The sequence below is a fragment of the Pseudomonas sp. Fl4BN1 genome (assembly GCF_009908285.1).
In the GTDB taxonomy this organism is placed as follows: domain Bacteria; phylum Pseudomonadota; class Gammaproteobacteria; order Pseudomonadales; family Pseudomonadaceae; genus Aquipseudomonas.
This window is the reverse complement of record NZ_JAAARM010000033.1, coordinates 1-12,247: the sequence shown is the minus strand read 5'-3', so window position 1 is coordinate 12,247 and position 12,247 is coordinate 1. Positions and strand designations below refer to the sequence as shown.

Genomic DNA, 12,247 nt, shown 5'->3' with positions numbered 1-12,247 from the left:
AGTCTCGGCCAATCGCCTGCTTCGTGACGATTGCCGCCGCGCATCGCATACTCGCGCTCTGAACGCTGTGTCGGCCTGTGCGGCTGCACGCCTGACGCTGGAGCCAACCTGAGGGATTCACCATGTTTTATGTGCAACGCGATGCACAAGGTCAGTTGATTCGCGTGGAAGCCGCCGCTTTCGCCGAAGCCACCGATACGCTGCCCGCCGATCACCATGAGATCCAGACCTGGTATGCCAACGAGGCGGTGGAAGTCAGCCTCAAGCAGCTCAAGCAAAGTGACCTGGAAATGATCCGGGTACTCGACGACCTGATTCAGGTCCTGACCAGCAAGGGGGTGATCCGCATCACCGATCTGCCGGCAGCGGCCCAATCCAAATTGATGGACCGCAGCAACGCCCGTGAGGCACTGGGTGGTTTGAGCCGGTTGATCAACGATGATGAAACCGGTTTGATCTGAAACCCTTTCACCCGCAAGCCGGTTCCCAAAGGAACCCGCTTACTGGCGAAGGCGGTCTCAGCGCCAGAGCGCAGGCTCACCGAACAGTTGCCCCTGCACGCCATACAGCCCCATCTCACGTATCACCTGCAGCTCGCCCTCGGTCTCGACACGTTCGGCAATCAAGGGCAGGTCGATGCTGTGGGCGGCCCGCTGGATGGCTTCGATAAACAGACGCTTGTCGCTTTCCTGATCGATGTGGCGAATGTAGCTGCCGTCGATCTTCAGATAGGCCAGGCCTAACCGCGCCAAGTTGCCGATCATGCTGAAGCGGCCGCCGAAACGCTGCAGGCTGAGGGAGAAACCCAGCTCCCGCAGCTGCCGGGTCAACTGTTCCAGTGGGGCCTGCTCGGGCAGCTGTTCCTCGCCGATTTCCAGGGTCAGCCGCGGCCCCAGGTCCGAGTGCTGGCGGAGGATCTCGAATACCCGGTTCAAGGCCTGCGGATCCGCCAGCGTGGCGGCCGACAGGTTCAGTGCCAGGCACTCGGTGTGCCCCGCCAGCTGTTTGAGTACCTGGTCGAGCATCAACAGATCCAGGCGTGAGGTCCAGCCAAAGCGTTCCAGCCATGGCAGAAAGCGTCCCGCCGGAATGGTCTGGCCCTGCTCATCCAGCAGCCGTGACAGCACCTTGTAGTGCAGCACCTGCGAAATGTCCTGGGCCGCCACCACCGGTTGGAAATACAGCTGGAAGCGTTGCTCCGTCAGTGCCTGGTCCAGCAGCCTGTGCCAGGCATGATGGTCATCGCCCACCTGGCCACCGGTGCCCTGGTCCAGGCAGGCCCAGCTCGCATCGCCCTGGGCTTCGGCCTGGGCCAAGGCCTGATCGCCAAGGCTGAGCACCGCTTGCGGCGAGTCGCCGTGGGCAAACGCTGCCAGGCCGATGGAGGCTACCGAGGCCACATCAGTGGCACCGGTGGCGTGCAGGTTACCCAAGGCACTGTCCAGGCTCTGGGCCAGCTGGATGGCCTCTTCACGTACCAGCCCGGGCGCCAGCACCGCAAATTCGCCACCACGGACCCGGGTTACCAGGTTGTGGGTCTCGGGGTATTTGTTGCATTCGCGCAGTAACTGCTCGCCCACCGCCTGCAACAGTTGGTCGGTACGCTGACCGCCCAGGCGCTGGTTCAGGCCCGCCAGGTCCTTGACCCGCAACAGCAGCAGGTAGCCGGAACTGGCCTGTTCCGGGTTGCTGACCCGGGCATTGAGCTGCATCTCGAAATAACGCCGGTTGGCCAGCCCGGTCAGGCTGTCCTGATAGGACTCGATGCGCAGTTTTTCGCTACGCTCGGCCTGCTCCTGAAACAGCGCCTTGAGCTTCTCCACCATCTGGTTCATCGCCTGCACCACCCGCCGCAGTTCCGGCGTACGGGGCAGCTGCGGCAGGCTGAGAAACTCGCGGCGGGCAATGGCGTGAGACTGCTGGACCATGTAGTCCAGCGGCTTGAGCTGACGCCGTAGCAACAAGGCGCCAAGCACCGCGCTCACCGCGCCACAGATCAACAGCCAGCCCAGGCTGCCCAGGGCGCTTTGCCAGAGCTTGGCCACGGCGAACATCGGATGGCTGAGCACCTCGACCCGCGCCGCCTGCTCCCAGCCGCGACTGACGATGGCATCGCCACCGGCCGGCTCCAGGCCGATCAGCTTGACGAACCACTGCGGCACATTGCCGACTTCGGGGATGCCACTGCGCTCGACAATGGTCTTGTCGGTGGCCAGGTCGACCACCCGGATACTGGCGTAATAACCGCTGTCGAAGATCGAGCTGACCATCAATTCGACCATCGCCGGATCATCGATGTTCGGGGTCAGCGACAGGGCCAGCGCGGTGGCCGCGTCCTGGGCGTGGGAGCGCAACTGATTGACATACTGGGTGCGCGAACTCTCCAGGCTGACCATGAAGCTGCCACTGAAGGCGACCACCAGAAAGACGCAGATTGCGATCAGCAGTTGTTTGAACAAAGACATCTGAGCTCGTGCTCCTAGTTAGTCGTCTCGACCGGAAATCCTTCGGCCTGCATTTTTTTCAACACATCCTGCCAACGGGACAGGCGCTTGGTGTCGCCCACCCGCTTGTTGCCCTTGGCGCCGGGCAGCCACAACCCTTCGGCATTGAAGGAGTACACCGGCAGCAGGTCGGTACGCTGGCTGGCCGGGCGGATCGAGTCCTCGAGACTGTCGAGCACCAATGGCATGGCTTCCGGGCTGGAATAGTAGGTCAAGACCATGTGCGCGCGATTCTGGCGCAACGCCTTGACGTAGGTAATGCGCAATTTGTCACTGGACACGCCAAGGTGGCGCAGGCTGAAATACTTGGCGATCGCGTAGTCCTCACAATCACCGGCGCCCTTCCACAAAGCCTCGATCGGCGTCTCCCAGTAATCCACCTGATGCCACAGATCGATGTCTTCCACATAGCGCATGTTCTTGTTGAAGAACAGGTTGACCACTTTCAACTGCTCTTGCTCACTGACCTGCTTCTGTGTGGCCAGCAGGTGCTGCCAGGCATCGATGCGTTGCTGGCCATCGCCCAACGGACCATAGAGCGCCGTGGCACGACGGCTGATCAGGGAGAAATCCCAATCGGCGTGCAGGCTGCCCAGCAGCGCGCCTGCCAACAGCAGGGCTGAGCAGAACCAGCGCAAAGTCCGAGAAAGAGCTAAACGTGCCGCCAATGCGATAAGTCCATGGGAGCTGTGATAAATCGGCTGATGGTGAAGGCTGGACCGCTAAAAAACAATGGCACCTTACAATCACCAACCGCGTGCATTCAGCAGCCTGAGCCACTATTTTAGATGCCGCTCGCAGACTTCGGCGACCTGGGCCAAACTGCCCCGTGCCCGCATCGCCCACCCCTGCTGGCACCTCCCACCAGGCTTAAGGAAAAGCTGTGTACACCGACACCCGACAATGGACGCTGGTGATCAACTCCGGACAACCCACCCGGCTACGCCTGATCTGCTTTCCTCAAGCCGGCGCGGCGGCGGAGCAGTTGCGGGCCTGGGCCACCGGCCTGGCCGATCATATCGAGCTGGTAGTGGTCAATCTGCCGGGGCACGGGCCCCGTCGCGACGAAGCGCCCTGTGACAACTGGCCAAGCCTGCTGGAAAACACCTTCGCCGCCCTCGATCCCTGGCTCGACGCGCCCCACGCGCTGTTCGGCCACGGCTTGGGCGCGCTGTTGGCGTACGAGACCAGCAAACACACCCAGGAGCGCTTTCCCCAACAGACTCGCCACCTGTTCGTGTCCGGCTGTCGCAGCCCCGACAGCCTGCCGCGGCGTCCGTTGATGCACACCCTGCCCATTGCCAGCTTTCGTGAAGCGATCCTGACCCTCGGCGCCAGCCCTCTGGAAATGCCCCGGGGGCAGAACGATCTGCAGTCCTATGAGCGCTTGCTGCGCAATGGCATGAAGCTCTTCGAAACCTGGTACGACACCTCCAACGGCTGCCTCGATGTGCCGCTAACGGCTTTCTACGGCAGCGAGGACCCATTGGCCACGGCCAACCATATGCTCAACTGGCGCGAGTTCACCGCGCGTGAATTCGAGCTGATCGAAGTGGCCGGCAATCACTTTTTCATCAAGTCACAGCGCCAGCGCCTGCTGCAGGTCATCAACACTCATCTGGGGTTGCTTGGGGAACACCTGGCTTGAGCTGCGCCCATGAAAAAGCCCGCCCTGCAGTGATGCAGGAGCGGGCTTCAAGGTCTTGCCTGGTGTAGCTTCAGATCTTGAAGCTATCGACCAGTTGCTTCAGGCGGCTGGCCTGCTGCGACAGTGCATCGCAATCCTTCAAGGTTTCATTGAGATTGGCGACACCCTGCTGGTTCAGCAGGTTGATCTGGTTGATGTCGACGTTGAGGGTCTCCACCACTGCCGTCTGCTCCTCGGTTGCCGCGGCCACCGACTGGTTCATGCCATCGATTTCGCCGATCCGCTGAGTCACGCTGATCAACCGTGCGCCGGCCTGGTTGGCCACTTCGACGCTCTCTTCGCTGGACGTCTGGCTGGCGTTCATGGTCGACACCGCCTCGCGCGAACCGATCTGCAGCGAGGTGATCATCTTGTGGATTTCTTCCGCCGACTCCTGGGTACGGTGGGCCAGGTTGCGCACTTCATCGGCAACCACGGCGAAACCACGACCGGCTTCACCGGCACGGGCGGCTTCAATGGCGGCGTTGAGGGCCAACAGGTTGGTCTGCTGGGAGATGCCCTTGATCACATCGAGAATGTGCCCGATGTTGTCGGTGCTGGCATTCAGGGTTTCGATCTGGGTGCAGGACAGGCTGATTTTCTGCGACAGCTCGGTCATCGCCAGGATGGTCTGCTCGACCACTTGGCGACCGTCATCGGCCTGGTCGCTGGCGCCGCTGGCATGCTGCGAGGCATCGGCGGCATTACGGGCGATTTCCTGAGTGGCGGCCCCCAGTTCGTTGATCGCCGCGGCCACGCTGTTGGTGCGGGCGCTTTGCTCGTCGGAGCCGATGATCGAGGCGTTGGACGATGCCATTACCCGCTGGGACAGATCGTGCACCTGGCGGGTGGCCGAGGACACTTCGGAGATCGACGCGTGAATCCGCTCGACGAACTGGTTGAACGAGCTACCCAGCTCGCCGAATTCGTCCTTGCTTTCCACCACCAGGCGCCGGGTCAGGTCACCCTCGCCCTGGGCGATATCCTGCATCGCCCGGCCCATGGTGATCAGTGGGCGCATCAGCACCTGGATCAGCAGGGTCAGCAGAACGGCAATCACCGCCACGGCAATGAACATGGCGATCAAGGCAGACGTGCGGAACTGGCTCAGTGGTGCGTAGGCTTTATCCCGGTCGATGGACAGACCGATGTACCACTCGGCGTTCGGCAGGCCGGTTACCGGGGTGAAGGAAAGGATGCGTTCCTGTTTGTTCAGGACCACTTCCTGGAAGCCATTCTCGATCCGTACGTTGGCACCCGGGTAGATGTCCTTGAGGTTCTTCATCACCTGGTCTTTGTCCGGGCTGACGATCACCTGACCGTCGCTGCTGACCAGGAAGGCATGGCCCAGGCCACCGAAGTCCACGGAGTTGATGATCTTCACCAGGGTTTCCAGGCTCAGGTCACCACCGACCACGCCCAGTAGTTCACCTTGCTTCTTCACCGGCATAGCGATGGTTACCACCAGGCCACCCACTGCCGCCTTGTAGGGCGGAGTCAGCATGGTCTTGTCGGCAGCAACGGCCTGCTTGTACCAGGGCCGCTGACGCGGATCGTAGCCATCGGGCATCTTCGCATCGGGACGCTGGGTGAAGACACCATTGGCCTGGCCAACGTAGGTGAACTGGAAGTTCGAGGTGAACGCCGGCTGGTCCACCAGTCCTGGGAAGTCTGCGTTCTGGCCTTGGTGAGCGACGTTCTGCGCCAGGTTCTCAAGAACCAGAATCCGCCCGCTCATCCAGTTCTGCACGCTGCTGGAGGTGAGTTCACCCGCTTGCTGGATGGAGGATTCAAGGTTCTGTCGAATGGTGTTTCGCTGCAGGTAGTCGTTGTACAAGGTGAACAACGCAAAAGCCAGAACCACTACGCCGGAGGCGGCCAAAAGGATTTTATGGCTGAACTTGAGATTCATTTCATGGGACTTCTTATGCCGAAAGTGGGGATGCGTCCGTAATGCAACATTCCATGTAACAGTGCAGGCGGCATTCTTAGTCCGCTCTACTTTGGTGCACGCACGTCTCATTTAGTCTTTCGGCAACAATCCGCGAAGCCTTAGAGATTTATCTGAAATACCTTTCAGAAATCGAAGAAACCTGCCGAACGGTGTCCCAGAGCATCTGCAGCGTATTTTCTGATGACCGACACCGCTGTGGTTATTGCCAAATCGATAAACCTTCAATGACAATGCGACTAATTATCATTTGTGACGTTCAGGCAGTCCTTGTCCATGTCATCACCCGAGTTCGCCGTACAGACGCTTTACAGTCATCACCACGGCTGGCTCAACAGTTGGCTGCGCCAGCGCTTGGGCAATGCCGCAGATGCGGCCGATCTGGCCCAGGACACCTTCGTTCGCCTGTTGCAGAAAACCGAGCGCCTGGAGCTCAAGGCGCCACGAGCCTTTTTGCGCACGATTGCCCGGGGGCTGGTGATCGATCACTGGCGGCGCGAAGAAATTGAACGCGCCTACCTGGAAACCATCGCGCATTTGCCCGAGGCCGAGACACCTGGCGCTGAAGCCCGAGCGTTGATTCTGGAACTGCTGGAAAGCATCGCGCGGATGTTGGAAGGACTGAAGCCGAAAGTGCGTCAGGTTTTTCTATTAGCCCAGTGCGAAGAACTTACCCACAAGCAAATTGCTCAGCAGATGGGCCTGTCCGTACGCACCGTGGAGCGTTACGTGGCCGTGGCGCTCTATCACTGCTACCTGCTGCGCTATGAGAGCTAAGGCCTGTGGATAACTTTTCCGCAAGCCTGCCCCACAAACAAAATCCCGATCATCTGGTGGTCAAGCAGGCGATCAACTGGTTGCTGCGCCTGCGCAACAACGGCGCCAATCCCAAGCTGCAGCAGCAGTGTGATCTATGGCGCGCCGCCCATCAGGAACATGAACTGGCCTGGCAGCGGGTGCAGTCATTGCAACAGGAGCTCAGTGCCAACCTGCGGGCGGTTCCTGGAGCTCAGGTGGCGTTGCACACCCTGGAAAACAGTAGTCAGCGCCTGGGCCGGCGCCAAGCCCTGAAGCTGCTGAGCGCCGCCCTGCTCATGGGCTCCAGTGCCTGGGTCGGCAAGGATCTGCTGGGCTGGCAACAATGGACCGCGGACTTTGCCACTGCCATCGGCGAGCAAAGGGGCTTCCAGCTGCCGGACGGCACTCGCCTGGAACTCAATACCGACAGCGCGGCGGACCTGAATTTCAATGCCGAACAACGCCTGATCAAAGTGCGTCGTGGCGAGATCATGGTGGCCTGTGGTGCTGACCAGAATGGCTCCCATCGTCCTTTGCTGGTGGAGAGTCGCCATGCCCTGCTGGAAGGCTTCGACGCCCGCTTCGTAGTGCGCGTGGACGATGCTTGCACCCGGCTAAGCGTGACCCACGGCAGCGTGGCCATTCATTCGCCGCATACTGCCGACGACCGCGCCGCACGAGTGGCAGCGGGGCAGAGCTATCGGATCAGCCACCGCCTGGCGGAGCCGGTTGCGCCGCTGGCGATGGACGCCGGCGCTTGGGCCGATGGCCTGATCGTGACCCGCAACATGCGTCTGGACGACTTTCTCCAGGAAGTCGGCCGCTATCGTCATGGCTACCTGGGATGTGCCGCAGCCATTGCTCACCTGCGCCTGTCCGGGGTGTTCCGCCTGGAAGACACCGAGAAGCTGCTGGCCATCCTGCCCCAGACCCTACCGGTGCAACTGCGCTACCGCACCCGCTGGTGGGTAACCCTGGAACCTGTCGTTTGAATTTCACCGCCAAGAATTTTTTTGGCGGGTTTTGCCTGGGCGCCCGGCTTAGTCAGTAAGCACTGCAATCCGCTTCCTGCCACTTCAACGGAACCCACAATGACTGTTCGCGACAATCGCCCAAGCGCTTCCGGCGCCCAGACTTTGCGCCAGGCCGCCCGCACCGCCCTGCTGTGCTCCAGCATCGGCCTCGGGGCCATGGCGCCGGCGCTGCAGGCTGCCGAAACCGGCCTCGACATCCCTCGCCACAGCTACAGCGTTGCCCCCGGTAACCTCAGCGAGGCACTCAACCAATTCGCCCGCCAGGCGGGGATTACCCTGTCCACTACGCCAGTCCAGACCCAGGGCCGGCAATCTCCGGGGCTACAGGGCGATTACTCGGTAACCCAGGGCCTGAACCAGTTGCTCAAGGGCTCCGGACTGGAAGCGATCAGCCAGGACGGCAGCAGCTACGTGCTGCGAGCTTTGCCCCAAGGCAGCGCCATGGCTCTACCGACCACCGAGATCAAGGGCTTCGCCCTGGGCAATGCCCTGGGCAGCACCGAGGGCTACAACGCCACTCACAGCCAGATCGCCACCAAGACCAGTACCGCATTGCTGGAAACCTCGCAAAGCGTCTCGGTGGTCACCCGTGAACAGATGGACGACCAGGGCGCGCAAACCGTGGCTCAGGCCATGCGCTACACCCCAGGCGTACTGACCAATCCCTATGGCGCCACCCATCGCTACGACTATGTGGCAATGCGCGGCTTCAACGACGGCTCAGTGGATAACATCTACCTCGACGGCCTCAAGTCCATGGGCGACAGCGGCACCTACAGCAGTATGCAAGTCGATCCGTACTTCCTGGAGCGGGTGGACATTCTCAAGGGCCCTTCGTCGGTGCTCTATGGTCGCAGCTCCCCCGGCGGCCTGGTGGCCCTGACCAGCAAGAAGCCCCTGTATGAGCCCTATCATCAGATCCAGGCCACGGTAGGCAGCCAGGGTAGACAGGGCCTGGGCTTCGACTTCAGTGGCCCGGTGGATGACGACAAGCGCATCGCCTATCGGCTGATTGGTTTGACGGACAGATCCGACACTCAGTTTGATCATGCCAAGGAGAAGCGCTTCGCCCTGTCGCCGACCCTGACCATCGATTTCACCGAGGACACTTCGCTGACCCTGCAGGCCTATCTGCAACACGATCCGGATGGCGGCTACCACGGAGGCATGCCGGCGGACGGGACCTTGCATCAGCGCAATGGCCAGCGGATCTCCGAGCACTTCTTCGAGGGCGAGCCGGGTATCGATGGCTACCAGCGCGACCAGCAGTCCTTCGGATATCAGTTCGAACACCGCTTCAATGATGTGTTCACCGCGCGACAGAACTTCCGCTACTTGGACTCGCGGGTGAAGATGGATCAGGTGTATGCCTATGGCTGGACCAATGCCAGCAGCAATGAGCTGAACCGCTACTACTCAGGCGGTGACGAGACACTCCACTCCTTCATCGTCGATAACATGCTGCAGGCGGAATTTTTCACGGGCCAGACCAAGCACACGATGCTGTTGGGGGCCGACTACCAACGCCGCAAGACCGTGGTGGACTGGAGGCAGGGCCAGTTGGCGCCGATCAACGCCTTCAACCCGATGTATGGCAACTCGGCCATCAGTTACTTCGCTCCCACCAGCTACCTGCGGCGCCTGGAGCAGACGGGCGTCTATCTGCAAGACCTGATAGAGATGGACAAATGGCGCTTCTCCCTGGGCCTGCGTCAGGACTGGGTGGAAACCTCCGAAGAGAATCGCCTGGCTGAGGCCAAGCGTCCGCTGGGCACGCAGATCAGTGACCGACGTACCAAACTCACTGGCCGCGCTGGGGCTCTGTACCTGTTCGACAACGGCCTTGCGCCTTACATCAGCTACTCCGAGTCGTTCAATCCCAACTCCTACGCCGACGGCGCCGGCAACCCCCTGCCGCCCACCGACGGCACTCAGTGGGAAGCCGGCCTGAAGTACCAGCCGCCAGGCACGGATCACCTGTTCACCGCATCGGTGTTTCGCATCGATCAGGAGAACCTTGCGTCGAAGCTGCCGCAGGAAAACTTCTACCGCGCGGTGGGTGCCGTTCGCTCCCAGGGCCTGGAGCTGGAAGCGCACATGCAACTGACCGACAACCTGAAGCTCCTGGGCAGCTACACCTTCACCGATATCAAGTACTCGAAGTCGATGGTCAGCACCCTCAGCAGTCCCGGCAACATCATCGAGAACAAGGGCAACTCTCCCACCCAGGCACCGAGACAGATGGCTTCGCTGTGGGCCGACTACAAGTTCGACAGCGTCGCGCTGGACGGTCTGCGCCTGGGTGGTGGCGTACGGTATGTGGGTTACAGCTGGGCTGATGCCGAGAACAGCATGAAGGTGCCGGCCTACACCCTGTTCGATGCTTCGATCGGCTATGACCTGGGCAAGGTGGGCTTGAAGGGGGTGGATGTGCGCCTGAACGCCAACAACCTGACTAACGAGTCCTACGTCGCTTCCTGCGCGAGCCTGAGCTTCTGCTACCTGGGTGAAGAGCGCAACGTCGCCGCCACGGTGAGTTACCAGTTCTAATCAAGGTTGATTGCAACAAAGCCAGCGCCTGGAAACTGCCGCTGGCTTTGTCGTCTCTACGGGAAAATTTCATGCGCGCCGTTCTGGTTCTACTGCATCGCTATATAGGTCTGGCCACAGCATTGTTTCTATTGCTGGCGGGGCTGACCGGGAGCGTCCTGGCCTTTCATCACGAGCTGGACGAGTGGCTCAATCCCGAGTTCTATCAAGCGTCCAGCGATGGGCCACTACTGGCACCTGGAGTTCTGGTGGACCGAGTGCAGACCGAGCATCCGCGGTTGCAGGTCTGGTACATGGAGTATCCCCAGGAGACGGGCCACACTGCGCTGCTGGCGGCGGTAGCGCGCACGGACCCAGCCACTGGCCAGCCTTATCCCGAACGCAATCAGGTGTTCTATCTGGATCCGGTCAGTGCCGAGCAACAGGGACAGCGCTTTTGGGGTACCTGCTGTTTTCAGCGCAAGAATCTGGTGCCGTTTCTGCTGGAATTTCATTACAACCTGGTCTTGCCCGGCAATTGGGGACTGTGGCTGATGGGGCTGGTTGCCATCGGCTGGGTTGTCGATTGTTTCGTTGCCTCACTGCTGACACTGCCTCGTGGTCGTCCGTTCTGGCACAAGTGGTCCAGCGCTTGGAAGATCAAGGGAGGGCATGCCTATCGACTTAACTTCGACCTGCACCGTGCTGGAGGGTTGTGGTTATGGTTGTTGCTATTACCGATCGCGGTCAGCAGCGTCGCCATGAACCTCCCGAGTCAGGTTTTCAAGCCGGCAGTGTCACTGTTTTCACCCATCAAGCCCAGCGTCTATGAGGCTCGTGGACGCATACCAACGGCGGAACTTGGGGTCACTCGACTGACTTATCAACAGGCCTTTGAGCGGGCGCAGGAAGAGGGGCAGCGGCTAGGTTTGAAGGAGGCCATTGGTGAGTTGTATTACAGCTTTGAATACAACTTTTATGGTGCTGGTTTTGGTCAGCACGACACCAATGCCCATGGTAAATCCTGGCTGTTCTTCCACGGCACAGATGGCCGTTTACTGGGGCAAGAGATAGCCGGGCAAGGCACTTGGGGAGAGCGTTTCTATCGACTGCAACTCCCGATACATGGGGGCAGGATCATTGGAATGACTGGGCAGGTGATCGTTGCTGTATTGGGAGTTCTGATTGCCATGTTATCGCTGACAGGCATTTATATCTGGTGGCGCAAGTTACTTGCCCGTAGAAGCAGCAAAAAGCGCAAAAGCACGAGATGAAGATCAGGCAGATATAGTTGTAATGGCCTCTTGTTCAAGAGAGTCAGAAGTACTGGCGTCGGCCCTGGAAGCCATTGCTGCTCTGCAGCGATGGTTTTATAGCGCGCAAAGACAAAACCCCTGTCTGCGTAAGCAGACAGGGGTTTCGGAATTCAATCTTGACGATGACCTACTCTCACATGGGGAAACCCCACACTACCATCGGCGATGCATCGTTTCACTGCTGAGTTCGGGATGGGATCAGGTGGTTCCAACGCTCTATGGTCGTCAAGAAATTCTGTGGCCAACCCGTTGGGCTCTAAAGTCCAACGTACCGGCAAAATCAGTAACTTCTACTTAAAAGACAAAACCCCAACTGCTTTCGCAATTGGGGTTTCGGAATTTAATCTTGACGATGACCTACTCTCACATGGGGAAACCCCACACTACCATCGGCGATGCATCGTTTCACTACTGAGTTCGGGATGGGA

9 protein-coding genes, 2 rRNA genes and 1 pseudogene are annotated in these 12,247 nt (G+C 60.1%); 6 read left to right on the top strand and 6 right to left on the bottom strand.

Features of this window, described 5'->3' with window-relative positions; genetic code table 11:
- Nucleotides 1-122: 122 nt before the first annotated feature.
- Nucleotides 123-461, top strand: coding sequence for a tryptophan synthase subunit beta (locus GV818_RS27050; RefSeq protein WP_161760092.1), 339 nt, complete (start codon nt 123-125; stop codon nt 459-461).
- 57 nt (nt 462-518) lie between these two features.
- Here GV818_RS27050 and lapD read toward each other — a convergent pair whose 3' ends face one another.
- Both lapD and lapG read right to left on the bottom strand, forming a co-directional pair.
- On the bottom strand, nt 519-2,465 hold the full coding sequence (lapD, locus tag GV818_RS27045) for a cyclic di-GMP receptor LapD (protein ID WP_161760091.1): 1,947 nt from the start codon (nt 2,463-2,465) through the stop codon (nt 519-521).
- 14 nt (nt 2,466-2,479) lie between these two features.
- Nucleotides 2,480-3,172 (bottom strand): cysteine protease LapG, encoded by a 693-nt coding sequence (gene lapG / locus GV818_RS27040; protein WP_161760090.1) that lies wholly within the window; start codon nt 3,170-3,172, stop codon nt 2,480-2,482.
- Between the two features lie 215 nt (nt 3,173-3,387).
- On the opposite strand from lapG, the gene GV818_RS27035 reads away from it, so the two are divergent.
- Nucleotides 3,388-4,152 (top strand): thioesterase II family protein, encoded by a 765-nt coding sequence (locus GV818_RS27035; protein ID WP_161760089.1) that lies wholly within the window; start codon nt 3,388-3,390, stop codon nt 4,150-4,152.
- A 70-nt stretch (nt 4,153-4,222) separates the two neighbouring features.
- Here the strand turns inward: GV818_RS27035 and GV818_RS35155 are convergent, their stop codons facing one another.
- The gene (locus GV818_RS35155) at nt 4,223-5,008 is read right to left on the bottom strand and encodes a methyl-accepting chemotaxis protein (protein WP_372242127.1); all 786 of its coding nucleotides are present in this window, start codon (nt 5,006-5,008) and stop codon (nt 4,223-4,225) included.
- A 69-nt stretch (nt 5,009-5,077) separates the two neighbouring features.
- Nucleotides 5,078-6,103: pseudogene (locus GV818_RS35150) on the bottom strand (HAMP domain-containing protein); the annotation flags it as partial.
- Between the two features lie 315 nt (nt 6,104-6,418).
- Between GV818_RS35150 and GV818_RS27025 the strand changes: the two are divergent.
- The 4 genes from GV818_RS27025 to GV818_RS27010 all read left to right on the top strand — a co-directional run bounded on the left by GV818_RS27025 (nt 6,419) and on the right by GV818_RS27010 (nt 11,777).
- Nucleotides 6,419-6,919, top strand: a complete 501-nt coding sequence (locus GV818_RS27025; RefSeq protein ID WP_161760087.1) for a sigma-70 family RNA polymerase sigma factor — start codon at nt 6,419-6,421, stop codon at nt 6,917-6,919.
- Between the two features lie 5 nt (nt 6,920-6,924).
- Nucleotides 6,925-7,932: a DUF4880 domain-containing protein gene (locus tag GV818_RS27020; protein ID WP_161760086.1), complete on the top strand. Its 1,008-nt coding sequence runs from the start codon at nt 6,925-6,927 to the stop codon at nt 7,930-7,932.
- Between the two features lie 99 nt (nt 7,933-8,031).
- Nucleotides 8,032-10,524 (top strand): TonB-dependent siderophore receptor, encoded by a 2,493-nt coding sequence (locus tag GV818_RS27015; protein ID WP_161777986.1) that lies wholly within the window; start codon nt 8,032-8,034, stop codon nt 10,522-10,524.
- Nucleotides 10,525-10,595: 71 nt separating this feature from the next.
- Nucleotides 10,596-11,777, top strand: a complete 1,182-nt coding sequence (locus GV818_RS27010; RefSeq protein WP_161777985.1) for a PepSY-associated TM helix domain-containing protein — start codon at nt 10,596-10,598, stop codon at nt 11,775-11,777.
- Nucleotides 11,778-11,933: 156 nt separating this feature from the next.
- Here GV818_RS27010 and rrf (GV818_RS27005) read toward each other — a convergent pair.
- Together rrf (GV818_RS27005) and rrf (GV818_RS35350) are read right to left on the bottom strand one after the other, a co-directional pair.
- Nucleotides 11,934-12,049, bottom strand: a 5S ribosomal RNA gene (gene rrf / locus GV818_RS27005).
- 114 nt (nt 12,050-12,163) lie between these two features.
- Nucleotides 12,164-12,247: ribosomal RNA gene (gene rrf / locus GV818_RS35350) — 5S ribosomal RNA — on the bottom strand; the annotation flags it as partial.